Genomic DNA, 15431 nt, shown 5'->3' with positions numbered 1-15431 from the left:
TACGACACCCTCATGACCGACCAGCTCGACACCGCCATCGAACACAACGGCAAAGGCGACCTCGCCACCCTCCTCACCGGCAACGACACCTGGACCGTCACAGGAGCACACCATGTCTTCGACCGCTGACCAGGTCGCGTCACTGCGCGCCCAGCTGAGGGTGCTCACCGACCGCCTGGAGATCAAGGACCTCTTCGACCGGTACATCGTCGCCCTCGACCGCGCCGACGATGCGGAGTTCGACGACGCCTGGTACCGGACCGTCTTCACTCAGGACGTGCGGTTCAGCTTCCCCATCGGTGTCCACAAGGGCGTGGAGGGTTTCGCGGAGTTCCAGCGGGCGGCGAAGGCCCGCTGGGCGCGGACCCACCACTTGTGCGCGAACCACCTCGTGGAGCTGGACGGTGACCAGGCCCGGCTGCGGGCCCACCAGGTGGCGACGCATCTGCACCTTCCCGAGCGCGAAGCGGGGGAGGCGGGGGAGGCGGGTGAGGACCCCTTCGTCGTCAGCGGGTACTACGACGTCCACGCCGTGCGTACCCGCGTCGGCTGGCAGTTCGACGACGTGTCGTTCCACGTCGTGTCGGCCATCGGCAGGCGGCTGCCGTCGATGGCCGGCCTCCCGTTCTGAGTCGGAAGTTCCGCGGCCAGGGAAAGCAGCGAGGGAAGACGGGGAAAGACGAGGGAAGGGAGACGGATGAACGGCGCTGTCCCGATCCGCCGGCTCGTCCGGCGGCGCTTCACACGGTGCCTGCTCGTGGTCAGACCGAGGCGGTGGTCTGCGACGGCACGCCCTCGAAGGCCCCTGCGGCCGCGGCCGTCGCGGTGAACGCGCCGGCGAGTTCCGTGAGGCGCGCGACCCCTGCGGCACCCAGGTGCTCGTACGGGGCCCGGTCCAGTCTGTCGGTCTCGGCCTCCAGGTCCTGCCGCAGGCGCACGCCCTCGCCGGTGAGGCGACCGCGGCCGTCCATCAGTCCCCGGGCGCGCAGCCGCTCCTCGGCGCCGGTCCAGTCCTCCTCGGTCCAACCGTGGCGGGCCATGACGAACTCCTTCGGCAGGCCGTCGCTGCTCGCGGTGTGCGAGACGAGGGCGTCCAGGCCGAGGAGTCCGGCGGTCGTGAGCGCGGCGACATGGCCGTCCCCGCGGTACTCCCGCAGCAGGGTGGCGGCGTGCCACAGCGCCAGGTGCGGCTCGTCCGGTACGGGGTGGTCGGCGTGGGCCGAGTACATCGGGCGGCCGCGGCGCCCGCACGCCTCGCCGGCCCGGAGGGCGAGCTCCGCGGCCTCCGCCATCTCGGCGGACGCGACGGCCTCGTCGCCCAGGCACCGGCGCAGCAACGCGTCGACGGCGCTCAGGCGCAGGTCCAGCACTGTGACGGGATCGACCCGTCGCCAGAGAGCCGGGAGGTGACGTGCGATCAGCTCGTGCTTGAGCCCGTTGAACGAGGCGGTGACCGGCCCCGCCCCCACCGCACCCCAGGGAGCGGCCCGGCACGCCAGATAGACGGCGATCGGGTCCTCGACGCCGTACGCGGCCAGTTCCGCCCCGAGGTCGGGGGCGAAGTAGACGGTCGCGTGCACCGAGTTGAGCGCGTCCAGGCAACGCGGTCCGGCGTCGTCGGGCGGTGAGGTCATGTCCATGCGTGGACGCTACTGAGCGGCACGTCATGGGAGGGAAGGATCCTGTTGAAGAAAGCTGAAATGAACGTCCGAAGACAGTCAGACCGGACGGACCCGGTCGCGGGCACGACGTCGGACCACGTCCGCGAGATCGTCGTGGAAGCGAACGGCATCACGCTGTCCGGTTTGCTGGCCGAGCCGGACCCGCCCGTGCCCCGGGCCGTGGTGGTCGCCGTGCACGGCGGCGGCATGCGTGCCGGATACTTCGACAGCCGGGCGCGCCCCGGACTGTCCCTGCTGGAACTGGGCGCCCGGCACGGATACACCGTGCTGGCCCTGGACCGGCCGGGTTACGGTCTGTCCGCCGAGCGGCTGCCCGAGGGACAGTCGCTCTCCGACCAGGCCGACACCCTGCACGCCGCCCTCGCGTCCTTCGCCCGCGACCACGAGGTGGGCGCCGGATTCTTCCTCGTGGCCCACTCGAACGGGGGGAAGCTGGCGTTCAGCACCGTGGCCCGGGACGGCGGCACCGGCTTCCTCGGGCTGGACGTCTCCGGCCTCGGCACCCGGTACGCCGTCGACCTGCCGCAGCTGCCCGGCGCGGGCGTGCCCGGGGACTGGCGCCGGCACTGGGGAGCGTTGCGGCTCTACCCGCCGGGCGCCTTCGCGCTGGGCCGGGCGCTGGTCGTGCCGGTACCACGGCTGGAGGCCGAGGAGCTGCCGCGGTGGCCCGGTATGTACCCGTCCATCGCCGCCAGGGTGCACCTGCCGGTCCGGCTCACCTTCGCCGAGCAGGAGCGGTGGTGGTGCCACGACGACGAGGCAGTGGCGGAAATGACGGGCCGGCTGGCCACGCGGCGGGTGACGGTCGCCCGGCAGCCCCATGCCGGGCACAACATCAGCCTGGGCTGGGCGGCCCGTACGTACCACCTGCGGGCGCTGGCGTTCCTGGAGGAGTGTCTCCTGGCCAGGGACGCGGCGGGCACGCCGCCCATCCGGCCCCGCGAAGGAAGTCCGAGACAAATGACCCCCCAACAGCTTGACTTCAACCTTGGTTGAGGTCGGAGAGTCGAGACCATGGAAGCCAACACCGCCCAAGCCCCCCGCACCGTCGAGTTCGTGCTCGACCTCATCTGCGTCCACTCGTATCTCGCGTTCACCCGCTTCACCCGGGCGGCCCGGCGCTTCCGGGAGTCGGGAGGGGAGCTGGAGGTCGTGTTCCGTCCCTTCCTGATCGCTCCGGAGGCGCCTGCCACCGGGCGGCCGCTGTTCGAGGTCCACAAGGCGGCCTTCGGGGAGGAGACGGCCCGTGCGATCACGGCGGACAAGTCGTTCGGTGCCGAGGACGGACTGGACATCGACTTCGAGCGCGCCATCCACACCAACACCTTCGACGCGCACCGGCTGCTCGCCGCCGCCGCTGCCCAGGGGTCGGGTGAGGCCATGGCCGAGCGTCTGTTCCGCGCCTACATGACGGACGGGCTGAACATCGGTGACCCCGGCACGCTCGACCGGCTCGCGGCCGAGGTCGGTGTCGAACCGGCCAAGGACGGCGGTGCCGGTGACGGTGCGGCGGTGCGCGAGGAGATCAACAGCATGCGCCGGCTCGGTGTGACCTCGGTGCCGCTGCTCTTCTTCAAGGAGGGGCCCACCCTGTCCGGTGCGCAGCCGGAGGACACCTACCTCAAGGCCCTCCGCACGCCCCCGGCTCCCGTACGCGGCTGACGCCGTGGCCCTTGCGGGTGTGCCCGGTTCGCACCGGGCACACCCGCTTTCCGTTTCCCGCCCGTCCCCACCCGTCACCAAGCGTTACCGTGCGTTACAACTCGTTACCACCCGTTACCGCCCGCGAGAGAGACGAAAGGTCGTTCCCCGTGGATCCCGCACCGATCGGCCCCGGCGCCGTACACCTTGCCGAGATCGCCATGGCACCTCCGGTCCTGCTCGCCGGTGAGGACGACGAGGAGAGCGCCGACGCGCACATCGTCCGCGGCATCGACTGACGGCGCGTGGACGCACGCGGCAGCACCAGAGCCCGAGGAGCCGGGAAGTGAGCACGCTGAGACGGATGTTCGAGGCCCTGACCGTACGCAACTTCCGGCTCTTCGCGGCCGGACAGCTGCTGTCCGTCACCTGCACCTGGATGATGTTCATCGCCCAGGACTGGCTGGTGCTCTCCCTGTCCGGCGACTCGGCCACCGCGCTGGGCCTGGTGACGGCGCTCCAGTTCACGCCGATGCTCCTGCTCACGCTGTACGGCGGCCGGCTCGCCGACCGGCACGACAAGCGCCGGCTGCTGGTGGCGGCCAACCTCGCCGCGGGTGTACTGGCCCTCCTGCTGGCCGTGCTGACCTTCACCGGCGGGCTGCGGCTGTGGCACATCTGGGTGTTCGCTGCCGCGCTGGGCACCGTGAACGCGGTGGAGGCGCCTGCCCGGATGGCGTTCGTCAGCGAGATGGTCGGCGCGGCTCTGCTGCCCAACGCCTCGGCGTTGAGCGCCGCGTACTTCAACGCCGCGCGGGTCGTCGGGCCCGCCCTCGCCGGCCTGCTGATCAGCCGGTTCGACGCCGGGCCGGTGATCGCGCTCAACGCGGTCAGCTATCTCGCCAGCGTGTACGCCCTGCTGCTGATGAACCCGGCCGAACTGGTGCGGCCCGCCGAACGCCCCGGCCGCTCCGGCGTCCTGGACGGTCTGCGGTATCTGCGCGGCCGTTCGGACCTGATGCTGCCCTTGGCGCTCGTGGGCGTGATCGGCATGTTCGGCTTCAACTTCCAGCTGACGCTGCCGCTGATGGCGAAGACCGTCTTCCACGCGGACTCCGCCTCGTTCGGGCTGCTGGCCAGCGCGCTGGCCGCGGGTTCGCTGATCGCCGCGTTCGCCACGACCGGCCGGCGGAGCCGGCCGTCCGCCGCCCTGGTCATCGGGGCCGCCGTCGCCTTCGGGGCGCTGGAGACCCTTTCCGGGCTGGCCCCGACCTTCGCCGCGGCGCTGGTGCTGCTGGCCGCCACGGGCTTCGCGACGATCTACTTCGCGCAGGCCGCCAACCACCGGGTCCAGCTGGGCACCGATCCGCGCTACCGGGGCCGGGTGATGGCCCTCTACACGCTGACCCTCCAGGGCTCGACCCCGCTGGGGGCCCTCCTGACCGGCTGGCTCAGCGACCACTGGGGAGCGCGGGCCGGCCTGTGCGCCGGGGGCGTGGTGTCCCTGGCCGCGGGGCTGCTCGCCCTGTGGGCGCACCGGCGCCGGCGCCGTCCGGCCGGGGACACCTCCGGGGCGGCCGCCGGCGCCAAGGCCGGCCTCTAGAAGAACTCCCCCCACGGCTGGTCCCAGATCTCCTTCAGGCACAGCACCAGGAACAGCAGGCCCGCGACCGCGAGCATCGTGTTGCTCAGCCAGCCGCTGCGCCACTCGCGCGGTGTGCGGGAGGAATTGAGGAGCCAGACCAGGGTGAGGGCCAGGAAGGGCATGAAGGCCGCGCCCAGGACGCCGTAGATGATGACCAGGCGGAAGGGCTCGCCCTGGAAGAGCAGGACGATGGGCGGGAAGGTGAGCCACAGCAGGTAGGCGCGGAAGGGCCAGGAGCGTTCGTGCTCGCCGGAGGCGATCTCCTTGCCCTTGCCCGCCGTCCTGTCGCGCTGCCGGGCCACGAAGTCCGCGAACATCAGGCTCACGCCGTGCCACACGCCGATGAGCGAGGTGAAGGACGTGGCGAAGAAGCCGATCAGGAAGAACTTGGACGTCGCCGTGCCGTACTCGTCCGCCAGGATGTCGCCGAGCTGCACCAGGCCCTTGCCGCCGCCGGAGAGCGCGATGTTCGCGGCGTGCAGCATCTCCGCGCCGACGAACAGCATGGCGACGACGAAGACACCGGTCGTGATGTAAGCGACCCGGTTGTCCAGCCGCATGACCTTCATCCAGCCGGTGTCGGCCCAGCCCTTGGCGTTGACCCAGTAGCCGTACGCGGCGAGCGTGATCGTGCCGCCGACGCCGCCGATCAGGCCGAGGGTGTTGAGGACGGAGTCCTCGCCGTCCGGGATGACCGGGAGGAGGCCGGCGAAGGCGTTCCCCAGGTTGGGCGTGACCCGGATCGCCAGGTAGACCGTCACCACGAACATGACGCCCACCATGACCGTCATAACCTTCTCGAAGACGGCGTACTTGTTGAACCAGACGAAGACCAGGCCGACCACGCCGCAGGCCACGCCCCACCATTCGAGGTCCATCACGCCGGGGAACAGGGCTTGCAGCGGCAGGGCGCTGGACGACATCGCCGCCGCGCCGTAGGAAAAGCCCCAGATCACGACGTAGACCGCGAAGAAGTACGTGGTCCAGCGGCCGAGGCTGGCCCAGCCGTCGAAGAGGGTGCGGCCGGTGGAGAGGTGCCAGCGGCCCGCCGCCTCGGCCAGGGAGATCTTGACCAGGCAGCCGAGGACCGCCGCCCACAGGAGGGTGTAGCCGAAGTTGCTGCCCGCGATCAGGGTGGCCACGAGGTCGCCGGCGCCGACCCCGGTCGCCGCGACGACGATGCCGGGGCCGATGTAGCGCCAACTGGATTTACGAGGTGCCGAGTCGGGGTCGTGTGCTGCCCCGGCGTCGCTGGTGTTGCCCGTGGTGTCCGCCATGCGGGCCAACAAAGCTCATGGCGGCCGGTGGGACAAGAGGGCGTGCGGGGATCTTCACGCGATGTGTCTACTCGTCACCGTTCGCCTTGCGCTTCGCGTCCGCGTTCGCGTCGGCTTTCGCGTCCGCCGTCACCTCGGGCTCCGCATCCGCCGTCACCTCGGGCTCCCCGTCCGCCTTGGCCTCGGCTTTCGCGTCCGCCGTCACCTCGGGCTCCCCGTCCGCCTTGGCCTCGGCTTTCGCGTCCGCCGTCACCTCGGGCTCCCCGTCCGCCTCGGCCTCCGCGTCCGCCTTCACCTCGGCCTCCGCTTCGTTGCGCGCCTCGCCGTCCTCGAAGTACGCGTCCAGGACCTCGTCCAGGGCCCCCTCCCACTCCGGGAAGCGGCTGCGGGACGTCGCCTCGATCTCGATCGGGTACCAGCGGCGGTCCGTCGTGTGCACCGTGACGGTGAACCGCTTGCCGAAGCGGCCCGTCTCCGTCTCGACGGCGCCGACCTCGTCCCAGCGGAACTCGCAGCTCTGGTCGTCGAGGGCAAGGCGTACGCCCTTGTGGTCGGCGACGATCCGGGCGCGGCGGTCGGCGGCCTCGAAGACGGGGCCTCCGGGGTCCGGGGTCTCTTCTTCCTCCTCCGGCTTCCCGGCCTGCTCGGCGGGTTCGGGAGCCGCGGTCCCGTCCGAGACGCGCACGTCCTCGGGCTCCTCCGCCTCCTTCGCCGATCTCTCGTTCTCCGGCTCTCCCGGCACGGGCGCGGTGAGCCCGGGGACGAATGCCGGGTCGAATCCGGCGCCTTCCAGGGGCTGGCTGGTCGATCCTCTGCGCTGCTCCACAGCGGGCAGTATGGTCGACGATCCTGTGTCGGACACAGCCAGCCCCAACTTCGTTATCAGACGCCTACACGAGACGCCTACACGAACAGGCTCAGCACCGCCGCCACCACGAACCCGGCGACCGACAGCACGCTCTCCAGCACGGTCCACGTCTTCAGCGTGTCCCGTTCGCTGATGCCGAAGTACTTGGCGACCATCCAGAAGCCGCCGTCGTTGACGTGCGAGGCGAAGATGGAGCCCGCCGAGATGGCCATGATGACCAGGGCGACGAACGCCTGGGAGTGGTCGCCCTCGGCGAGCAGCGGTGCCACGATGCCCGCCGTCGTCACGATGGCCACCGTCGCCGAGCCCTGGGCGACCCGCAGCACCAGGGAGATCAGGTAGGAGAGGACGATCACCGGCAGGCCGACGTCGTTGAAGGTGTCGGAGAGGGCCTGGGCGACGCCGCTGGCCTTGAGGACGGCACCGAAGACACCGCCCGCGCCGACCACCAGCAGGATGTTGCCGACCGGCTTCAGCGAGGCCGTCGAGACGGTCTCCAGGGACTTGCGGGACCAGCCGCGCCGGATGCCGAGCAGGTAGTAGGCGAGGAACAGGGCGATGGTCAGGGCCACGAACGGGTTGCCGAAGAACTCGATCACCGAGCGGAGGGTGGACTCGTCCAGGGCGATGGAGGAGAAGGTCGCGGCGAGGATGAGGACCAGCGGGGTGCCGATGATGCCGAGGACCGTGCCGAGCGCGACGGGGCTCTCGTGCGGCGCGACGCCGGCCTTGCTCTGCTCGTCGATGACGGCCTGCTTGGCCTCCTCGGCCGCCTCGACCATGTCCTGCGGCACGGGCACGAAGATGCGTCGGCCGATCCAGGCGGAGAACACCCAGGCGGCGAGCACGGCCGGGATACCGCAGACGATGCCCATGAGGATCACCCAGCCGAGGTCCACCTTCAGCAGTCCGGCGGCGGCCACCGGGCCGGGGTGCGGCGGCAGGAAGGCGTGGGTCATCGACAGGCCGGCGAGCAGCGGCAGGCAGTAGAGCAGGATCGACTTGCCGGAGCGCTTGGCGGCGGCGTAGACGATGGGCGCCAGGACGAAGATGCCGACGTCGAAGAAGACCGGGACACCGAAGATCAGGCCGGTCAGGCCCATGGCGAGCGGGGCGCGCTTCTCACCGAAGAGGCCCAGCAGCCGGGAGGCCAGCACCTGGGCGCCGCCGCTGACTTCGAGGATCGCGCCGAGCATGGTGCCCAGGCCGATGATGATGGCGACATGGCCGAGGATGCCGCCCATGCCGGACTCGATGGTGGAGACGGCGTCGGACTTCTGGACGGTGCCGAAGAGTTCGGTGACCGACAGGCCGGCGAGCAGGCCGACGGCTATGGAGACGGCGAGCAGCGCGACGAACGGCTGCAGCCGCACCTTGATGATCAGGAAGAGCAGCAGCACGATGCCGATCGTGGCGACGGTCAGCAGGCCCGCCGTGCCGTCGATCAGGTGGAGCAGGCCACCGGTGTGGGGCGGTGTCTCCGCCGGAGCGGAGGCGGCGAACTGGAGGGACACAGGGGACATACGGGGGTCCTCGCGGTAAACACATACAGCTTTCGAGCAGGGCGGGGCGCGGCACGGCGCCCCGGGGGTGGGGGGCGCCGTGCCGTGCGACAGTCAGACGGAGGGAAAGACGGAGGCGAGGGTCAGCCGAGGACGGCCAGCGCGTCGATCTCGATGAGGAGTCCGGCGGGCAGACCGACGTAGACGGTCGTGCGCGCGGCGGGCGGCTGGGTGAGGCCCTGCTCCCCGAAGTAGGCGTTGTAGATCTCGTTCATCTCGGCGAAGTGGTCCACGTCCGTGAGGTAGACGCGGATCATCATCACGTCGTCCCAGGAGGCGCCGCCCTCTTCGAGGATCGCCTTGACGTTGGCGAGGGTCTGGAGGGTCTGCTCGCGCAGGGTCGGGCCGGCCGGGGTGGGGGCCTTGCCCTCCTCGTGCGGGAGGAAGCCGACCTGGCCGGCGACCTGGAGGATGTTGCCCTTCCTGACGCCGTGGGAGAACTTCGCCGGCGGAGTGGTGTGGGTCGCGGGGGTGAGCGCGGTCTTGTCGGTCATACCGTGTCCTTCTCGGGGCGGTGCTCGGGGTGGTGCACAGGATCCGTGTGCCGCACGGGGGTCCTGCCGGAGTACTCGCCGCTGATGGCGTCCGCGGTGCGGCGGACCAGCGGGAGCAGGGTGAGGAGTTCGTCGGCGGTGACGACGACGTTCGGCGCGGAGACCGACATGGCGGCCGTCACCCGGCCGTCGGCGCCCCGGATGGGCGCGGCGACGCAGTTGATGGACTCCTCGTGGCCACCGAGGTCGGTGGCCCAGCCCTGTTCGCGCACCTTGGCCAGCTCCTTGAGGAAGCCGTCGGCGTTCGGTGTCGAACGGGCCGTGTACAGGGGGTAGTCGAGCTTCTCGACGGCGGCTCGGCGCTCGTTCTCGGGAAGGTCGGCGAGCAGCAGCTTGGCCACCGCGGCGACGGTGATGGCGACGGGCTTGCCGATCCGGGAGTACATGCGGACCGGGTAGCGGCTCTCCACCTTGTCGATGTAGAGGACCTCGTTCTCCTCGTGGACGGCGAGGTGGACGGTGTGTCCGCACTGCTCGTTGAGGCGTACGAGGTGGGGGTGGGCGATCTCGCGGACGTCGAGGTTCTCCATCGCCTCCTGGGCCAGCCCGATCAGCCGGGCGCCGAGCCGGTAGCGCTGGTCGGACTGGCGGTAGACGAAGCCGTGCTCGTGCAGCGTCCGCAGCAGGCGCAGGGCCGTGGACTTGTGGACGCCGAGGCGGTCGGCGACCCGGCCCAGGTCGGCGGGGCCCTCGGCGAGCAGCGGCAGGATGCTCAGCGCGCGGTCGACGGTCTGGCTCATGGGGTACCTACCTCCTCGTCGGCCCGTTCGCCGGTCTGTGTCCAGCCGGGGCCGAGTCGCAGTCTCCCCCACGCGTCGTCGTCGAGGGCGGCCAGGCGGTCGGCGTGGTCGTGGGCCGGGGGTGCGGCGAGGTCGCCGGGGACGGTGAGGGCGGCGGCGGCCATCAGGTGGCCGTGCCGCAGGCGCTCACGGACGGGCAGGTCGCGCAGGGTGGCGGAGAGGAACCCGGCGGCGAAGGCGTCGCCCGCGCCGACGGCGGCCACGACGTCGACGGTGAGGGCGGGGACGGACGTGACGTGCGGCCCGTGGAAGGCGGTGGCGCCGGTCGCGCCCTGCTTGACGACGAGCAGCCCGGGCTCGGGCAGCGCGGCGCGCACGGCCTCGGGGCCGCCCGGTCCCCAGGCCTCGTCCTCGCCGACGAACACGATGTCGGCGCCGCGCGCCAGTTCCAGCAGCACCCGCGAGCCGTCGTCGTGCCCGCGCCACAGCCCGGGGCGGTGGTTGACGTCGAAGGAGACGAGGGGCCGGCCGGGGCGGCGGGCGGTGAGTTCGCGCATCAGGGCGAGGCAGTCGGCGGAGAGCGCGGGGGTGATGCCGGAGAGGTGCAGGACGCGCCCGGCGCGGATGGCGTCGAGGTCCATGTTCCGGGCCGACATGGCGGAGGCCGCGGAGCCCGCCCGGTAGTACGCCACCTCGTGCGCGTCGGTGGCCCGGTCCCCGGCGGTGCGGAAGTACACGCCGGTGGGGCGGTCGGGGTCGCGGCGCACCGCGGAGACGTCCACGCCGTAGGCGCCGATCGCCTCGACGAGGTGGTCGCCGAAACCGTCGGCGCCGACCCGGCCGACCCAGCGGGCGGAGTGCCCGGCGGCGGCGAGCACGCAGGCCACGTTGGACTCGGCGCCGCCGATGGCCCGGTCGAAGGAGGGTACGTCGGCGAGCCGCCCGGGCCCGGAGGGAAGGAAGGTGACCATGGACTCGCCGAGCGCGACGACGTCCACGACGCCGGGGGCGGTGCTGCTGGGTCCGGTGGCGGTCACGATGGTGGGGGCTCCTCGTCTCTCTCACGGGCCTCGGCGGATCCGTTGACCCCGCGTTGGCCGAGATGTTAGACAGCAGTAAGCGATATACGCAACGATCGTTGCACTGCTTGCAACGCATCAGATCAGGGAGGCTCCATGGCCCTCGACACCGGCACCGAAGCCCTCGCCCGTCTGGCCGAGGAGCGCGTCGACCACCGTTTCAAGGGCCTCCCGCCGGACGCCGACGGCCTGACCGTCGCCGAGCTGACCCGTCAGGGCCGCAACCTCTTCACCGGCGGTTTCACCACCCCCGTGCTGGCCCTGTCCGCCGAGCGCCTGGAGCACAACCTGCGGCTCATGGAGACGTACGCCACCCGGCACGGCCTCGCCTTCGCACCGCACGGCAAGACCTCCATGGCCCCGCAGCTCTTCCACCGCCAGATCGAGCACGGCGCCTGGGGCATCACCCTCGCCGTGCCGCACCAGGTACGGGTGGCGCGGGCCTTCGGCATCCAGCGGGTCTTCCTGGCCAACGAGCTGGTCGACGCCGCCGCCCTGCGCTGGATCTCCTCCGAGCTGGACGCCGACCCGGACTTCCGCTTCGTCTGCTACGTCGACTCCGTGCGCGGCGTCGGGCTGATGGACGCGGCGCTGTCGGACGCGGGTGCCTCCCGCCCGGTGGACGTCGTGGTGGAGCTGGCCGCCGGCGAGGGTGCCCGGACCGGCGTCCGCACGGAGGCCGAGTGCGCGGCGGTGGCCGACGCGGTGGCCGGCGCGCGGACGCTGCGGCTGGCCGGTGTCGCCGGGTACGAGGGCGAGGTGCCGGACGCCGGCCCCGAGAAGGTGCACGCGTGGCTGCGGCGGCTGGTCGCACTCGCCGTCGACCTCGACAAGGCCGGACGGTTCGACGGCTTGGCGGACATCGTGGTGAGCGCGGGCGGCAGCGCCTGGTTCGACGCGGTCGCCGACGTGTTCGCCGAGGTCCCCGACCTGTCCCGGCCGGCATTGAAGCTGCTGCGCTCGGGCGCCTACGTCTCCCACGACGACGGCCACTACCGCGAGCTGACCCCCTTCAACCGGGTCCCCGAGGAGGGCGCCCTGGAGCCCGCGTTCCGCCTGTGGAGCCAGGTCGTCTCCCGCCCCTCCCCCGAGCAGGCGTTCACCAACGCGGGCAAGCGGGACGCGGCGTACGACCTCCACCTGCCCTTCGCCCAGGTAGTCCGCCGCGACGGCGCCGAGCGTTTGGCCACCGGCGTCGAGGTGACCGGCCTGTCCGACCAGCACGCCTGGCTGCGCACGACCGCGGAAGCGGATCTGGAGGTGGGCGACTGGCTCGGCACCGGCCTGTCCCACCCGTGCACGTCCTTCGACAAGTGGCAGCTCATCCCGGTCGCGCAGACGGACGGGACGGTCGTCGACTACATCCGCACGTTCTTCTGAGACGCCTGGGAAAGGGAGCAGGACATGGAAGAGCTGGTCCTCAGGGACGCGGACGTCGTCGACGGCTCGGGCGCCGACTCCTACCGCGCGGACGTCGTGGTCGACGACGGCCGGATCGTCTCGATCGTCAAGGAGGCGGCGGCCGCCGGCTGCCAGCGCCCCGAGGCGCGCCGTGAGCTGGACGCCGAGGGCCTGGTCCTGGCCCCCGGCTTCATCGACATGCACGCCCACAGCGACCTGGCGCTGCTGCGGGACCCCGACCACAGCGCCAAGGCCGCCCAGGGCGTCACCCTGGAGGTCATCGGCCAGGACGGACTGTCGTACGCGCCGGTCGACGACCGCACCCTCGGCGAGGTGCGCCGCGCCATCGCCGGGTGGAACGGCCCCGGTGACGACATCGACTTCGACTGGCGGTCGGTCGGCGAGTACCTGGACCGGCTCGACGGGGGCATCGCGGTCAACGCCGCGTACCTCATCCCGCAGGGCACGGTGCGCGCACTCGCGGTCGGCTGGGACGACCGGGCGGCGACCGAGGCCGAGCTGGAGCACATGCGCCGCCTGGTCGCCGAGGGCATGGAGCAGGGCGCGGTCGGCATGTCGTCCGGGCTGACGTACACGCCCGGCATGTACGCCGAGGACGCCGAGCTGACCGAGCTGTGCCGGGTGGTGGCGTCGTACGGCGGCTACTACTGCCCGCACCACCGCTCGTACGGCGCCGGGGCCCTCCAGGCGTACGAGGAGATGGTGGCGCTGACCCGCGAGGCGGAGTGCCCCCTCCACCTCGCCCACGCCACCATGAACTTCGGCGTGAACAAGGGCAGGGCGCCCGAGCTGCTGACCCTGCTCGACGAAGCCCTGTCCACCGGGGCCGACATCACCCTGGACACGTACCCCTACACCCCCGGCTGCACCACCCTCGTGGCCATGCTGCCGAGCTGGGCGAGCGCGGGCGGCCCGGAGCAGATCATGAAGCGGCTGTCGGACGACGACACCGCCGAACGCATCCGCCACCACATCGAGGAGATCGGCTCCGACGGCTGCCACGGCGTGCCCATGGAGTGGGACACGATCGAGATCTCCGGCACGGGCGACCCGGCGCTCGGCGAGTACGTCGGCCGTACGGTCCTGGAGTCGGCGCGGCTGCGCGGCGAGACCCCGTGGACGACCGCCCGCCGGCTGCTCCTGACCGACCGGCTGGCCCCGACCATCCTCCAGCACGTCGGCCACGAGGAGAACGTCCGCGCGATCATGCGGCACCGGGTCCACACCGGCGGTTCGGACGGCATCCTCCAGGGCGCCAAGCCGCACCCGCGCGCCTACGGCACCTTCCCGCACTACCTGGGCCACTACGTGCGCGAGCTGGGCGTGCTGTCGCTGGAGGAGTGCGTGGCCCACCTCACCTCGCGCCCGGCGGCCCGGCTCCGGCTGCCGGACCGGGGCCTGGTCCGCGAGGGGTACCGGGCCGACCTGGTGCTCTTCGACCCGGCGACGGTCGCGGCGGGCAGCACGTACGAGACCCCGCGCGTGCTGCCGACGGGCATCCCGTACGTGCTGGTCGACGGGCGGTTCGTGATGGAGGACGGGCGGCGGACGGACGTACTGGCGGGGCGGTCGGTGCGGCGGACACCCCGCTAGCTGTTCGCACGGCTGGGGGAAATCCACCCAAACCGCACGTCCCACGTGGCGGACAACACGACCCATGAGGCGCAACCGGGTCGTAAGCTCACGGACATGCAGGTGATCCAGTCGACCAAGCTCGCCAACGTCTGTTACGAGATCCGGGGCCCGGTGCTCGAGGAGGCGATGCGGCTGGAAGCGGCCGGGCACCGCATCCTGAAGCTGAACACCGGCAACCCGGCCGCCTTCGGTTTCGAGTGCCCGCCGGAGATCCTGGAGGACATCCTCCGCAACGTCTCGACGGCCCACGGCTACGGCGACGCCAAGGGACTGCTGGCCGCGCGCCGGGCGGTCGTCATGCACAACCAGACCCTCGGCATCGAGACGGACGTCGAGCACGTCTTCATCGGCAACGGCGTCTCCGAGCTGATCGTGATGGCGATGCAGGGACTGCTGGACGACGGCGACGAGGTCCTCGTCCCGGCGCCCGACTACCCCCTGTGGACGGCCGCCGTCTCACTGTCCGGCGGTACGGCGGTGCACTACCGCTGCGACGAGCAGTCCGACTGGATGCCCGACCTCGCGGACGTCGAGCGGAAGATCACCGACCGCACCAAGGCGCTCGTGATCATCAACCCGAACAACCCGACGGGCGCGGTCTACGACGAGGCGATGGTGCGCGCGCTGACCGACATCGCCCGCCGCCACAACCTGCTGGTCTGCTCCGACGAGATCTACGACAGGATCCTGTACGACGAGGTCACGCACACCCCGACCGCCGCGGTCGCCCCGGACCTGCTCACCCTCACCTTCAACGGCATGTCGAAGGCGTACCGGGTGGCCGGCTACCGGGTCGGCTGGATGTCGATCTCCGGCCCGCGCGCGCACGCCGAGTCCTACATCGAGGGCCTGACGGTCCTGGCGAACATGCGGCTGTGCGCCAACATGCCGGGCCAGCACGGCGTGGTCGCGGCGCTCAGCGGGCGGCAGACCATCAACGAGCTGGTGCTGCCGGGCGGGCGGCTGCGGGAGCAGCGGGACGCCGCCCACGAGGCCCTGACCAGCATTCCGGGCGTGACCTGCGTGAAGCCGAAGGGCGCGCTGTACCTCTTCCCGCGCCTCGACCCCAAGGTCTTCAAGATCAAGGACGACCGGCGGATGGTCCTGGACCTGCTGCGCCAGGAGAAGATCATGGTCGTCCAGGGCACCGGCTTCAACTGGCCCGAGCCCGACCACTTCCGGGTGGTGACCCTGCCGAACGCCGGGGACCTGCGCGAGGCGGTGGACCGCATCGGGAACTTCCTGGACGGCTACAGCCAGCCCTGACCCGAGCCCGATCCTGGGCCCGAGCCAAATCCCGACCTCCCTCAACTTTAGATTGAATCC

15 protein-coding genes are annotated in these 15431 nt (G+C 71.4%); 8 read left to right on the top strand and 7 right to left on the bottom strand.

The features are described 5' to 3' along the window. The first annotated feature begins 112 nt into the window (after positions 1 to 112). A complete protein-coding gene (locus ACIQ1J_RS33335; protein WP_403562808.1) occupies positions 113 to 631 on the top strand; it encodes a nuclear transport factor 2 family protein in 519 nt (172 codons plus the stop codon). A gap of 130 nt (positions 632 to 761) precedes the next feature. On the opposite strand, the gene ACIQ1J_RS33330 is transcribed toward ACIQ1J_RS33335, so the two are convergent. After that, entirely contained in the window at positions 762 to 1634 is an 873-nt protein-coding gene (locus ACIQ1J_RS33330) for a hypothetical protein (protein WP_403562817.1), read from the bottom strand. Between the two features lie 66 nt (positions 1635 to 1700). Here ACIQ1J_RS33330 and ACIQ1J_RS33325 point away from each other — a divergent pair, with 66 nt between their 5' ends. The 4 genes from ACIQ1J_RS33325 to ACIQ1J_RS33310 all read left to right on the top strand — a co-directional run bounded on the left by ACIQ1J_RS33325 (position 1701) and on the right by ACIQ1J_RS33310 (position 4926). Beyond that, the gene (locus tag ACIQ1J_RS33325; protein WP_403562806.1) at positions 1701 to 2678 is read left to right on the top strand and encodes an alpha/beta hydrolase; all 978 of its coding nucleotides are present in this window, start codon (positions 1701 to 1703) and stop codon (positions 2676 to 2678) included. Positions 2679 to 2696: 18 nt separating this feature from the next. Next, positions 2697 to 3344 (top strand): DsbA family protein, encoded by a 648-nt coding sequence (locus ACIQ1J_RS33320; protein ID WP_403562804.1) that lies wholly within the window; start codon positions 2697 to 2699, stop codon positions 3342 to 3344. 149 nt (positions 3345 to 3493) lie between these two features. Next, positions 3494 to 3622, top strand: coding sequence for a surface protein (locus ACIQ1J_RS33315; protein WP_403562802.1), 129 nt, complete (start codon positions 3494 to 3496; stop codon positions 3620 to 3622). Positions 3623 to 3669: 47 nt separating this feature from the next. Beyond that, positions 3670 to 4926 (top strand): MFS transporter, encoded by a 1257-nt coding sequence (locus tag ACIQ1J_RS33310; protein WP_403562800.1) that lies wholly within the window; start codon positions 3670 to 3672, stop codon positions 4924 to 4926. On the opposite strand, the gene ACIQ1J_RS33305 is transcribed toward ACIQ1J_RS33310, so the two are convergent. The 6 genes from ACIQ1J_RS33305 to ACIQ1J_RS33280 all read right to left on the bottom strand — a co-directional run bounded on the left by ACIQ1J_RS33305 (position 4923) and on the right by ACIQ1J_RS33280 (position 11006). Next, positions 4923 to 6245, bottom strand: a complete 1323-nt coding sequence (locus ACIQ1J_RS33305) for an Nramp family divalent metal transporter (RefSeq protein WP_403562798.1) — start codon at positions 6243 to 6245, stop codon at positions 4923 to 4925. The genes ACIQ1J_RS33310 and ACIQ1J_RS33305 overlap by 4 nt on opposite strands. A gap of 67 nt (positions 6246 to 6312) precedes the next feature. Then, the gene (locus tag ACIQ1J_RS33300) at positions 6313 to 7071 is read right to left on the bottom strand and encodes a hypothetical protein (protein WP_403562796.1); all 759 of its coding nucleotides are present in this window, start codon (positions 7069 to 7071) and stop codon (positions 6313 to 6315) included. 77 nt (positions 7072 to 7148) lie between these two features. Next, complete coding sequence (locus ACIQ1J_RS33295) at positions 7149 to 8636, bottom strand: GntP family permease (protein WP_403562794.1); 1488 nt, start codon at positions 8634 to 8636, stop codon at positions 7149 to 7151. A gap of 122 nt (positions 8637 to 8758) precedes the next feature. Then, positions 8759 to 9169, bottom strand: a complete 411-nt coding sequence (locus ACIQ1J_RS33290) for a RidA family protein (RefSeq protein WP_210957701.1) — start codon at positions 9167 to 9169, stop codon at positions 8759 to 8761. Then, positions 9166 to 9969 carry an IclR family transcriptional regulator gene (locus tag ACIQ1J_RS33285; RefSeq protein ID WP_403562792.1) on the bottom strand — a complete coding sequence of 268 codons (804 nt, stop codon included), beginning with the start codon at positions 9967 to 9969 and terminating at the stop codon, positions 9166 to 9168. Before ACIQ1J_RS33285 ends, ACIQ1J_RS33290 begins: the two co-directional genes overlap by 4 nt. Then, positions 9966 to 11006, bottom strand: coding sequence for a sugar kinase (locus ACIQ1J_RS33280; protein WP_403562790.1), 1041 nt, complete (start codon positions 11004 to 11006; stop codon positions 9966 to 9968). Before ACIQ1J_RS33280 ends, ACIQ1J_RS33285 begins: the two co-directional genes overlap by 4 nt. Before the next feature lie 138 nt (positions 11007 to 11144). Here ACIQ1J_RS33280 and ACIQ1J_RS33275 point away from each other — a divergent pair, with 138 nt between their 5' ends. From ACIQ1J_RS33275 to ACIQ1J_RS33265, 3 genes are all read left to right on the top strand, one after another. Next, positions 11145 to 12428 (top strand): amino acid deaminase, encoded by a 1284-nt coding sequence (locus tag ACIQ1J_RS33275; protein ID WP_403562788.1) that lies wholly within the window; start codon positions 11145 to 11147, stop codon positions 12426 to 12428. Between the two features lie 24 nt (positions 12429 to 12452). After that, the gene (locus ACIQ1J_RS33270; protein WP_403562786.1) at positions 12453 to 14063 is read left to right on the top strand and encodes an amidohydrolase family protein; all 1611 of its coding nucleotides are present in this window, start codon (positions 12453 to 12455) and stop codon (positions 14061 to 14063) included. Positions 14064 to 14159: 96 nt separating this feature from the next. Then, entirely contained in the window at positions 14160 to 15371 is a 1212-nt protein-coding gene (locus ACIQ1J_RS33265; protein ID WP_403562784.1) for a pyridoxal phosphate-dependent aminotransferase, read from the top strand. Positions 15372 to 15431 lie beyond the last annotated feature (60 nt).

Origin of the sequence: Streptomyces sp. NPDC097107, assembly GCF_044762405.1 — a bacterium.
In the GTDB taxonomy this organism is placed as follows: domain Bacteria; phylum Actinomycetota; class Actinomycetes; order Streptomycetales; family Streptomycetaceae; genus Streptomyces; species Streptomyces thinghirensis.
Note: the sequence above shows the minus strand (reverse complement) of the source record. Positions and strands in the feature narration are given on the sequence as shown.

What these genes read in the sequence shown, in the direction of transcription:
- ACIQ1J_RS33335 (WP_403562808.1), top strand. Translation starts at nt 113, where the DNA reads ATGTCTTCGACCGCTGACCAGGTCGCGTCACTGCGCGCCCAGCTGAGG.
- ACIQ1J_RS33330 (WP_403562817.1), bottom strand. Translation starts at nt 1,634, where the DNA reads ATGACCTCACCGCCCGACGACGCCGGACCGCGTTGCCTGGACGCGCTC.
- ACIQ1J_RS33325 (WP_403562806.1), top strand. Translation starts at nt 1,701, where the DNA reads ATGAACGTCCGAAGACAGTCAGACCGGACGGACCCGGTCGCGGGCACG.
- ACIQ1J_RS33320 (WP_403562804.1), top strand. Translation starts at nt 2,697, where the DNA reads ATGGAAGCCAACACCGCCCAAGCCCCCCGCACCGTCGAGTTCGTGCTC.
- ACIQ1J_RS33305 (WP_403562798.1), bottom strand. Translation starts at nt 6,245, where the DNA reads ATGGCGGACACCACGGGCAACACCAGCGACGCCGGGGCAGCACACGAC.
- ACIQ1J_RS33295 (WP_403562794.1), bottom strand. Translation starts at nt 8,636, where the DNA reads ATGTCCCCTGTGTCCCTCCAGTTCGCCGCCTCCGCTCCGGCGGAGACA.
- ACIQ1J_RS33290 (WP_210957701.1), bottom strand. Translation starts at nt 9,169, where the DNA reads ATGACCGACAAGACCGCGCTCACCCCCGCGACCCACACCACTCCGCCG.
- ACIQ1J_RS33285 (WP_403562792.1), bottom strand. Translation starts at nt 9,969, where the DNA reads ATGAGCCAGACCGTCGACCGCGCGCTGAGCATCCTGCCGCTGCTCGCC.
- ACIQ1J_RS33275 (WP_403562788.1), top strand. Translation starts at nt 11,145, where the DNA reads ATGGCCCTCGACACCGGCACCGAAGCCCTCGCCCGTCTGGCCGAGGAG.
- ACIQ1J_RS33270 (WP_403562786.1), top strand. Translation starts at nt 12,453, where the DNA reads ATGGAAGAGCTGGTCCTCAGGGACGCGGACGTCGTCGACGGCTCGGGC.
- ACIQ1J_RS33265 (WP_403562784.1), top strand. Translation starts at nt 14,160, where the DNA reads ATGCAGGTGATCCAGTCGACCAAGCTCGCCAACGTCTGTTACGAGATC.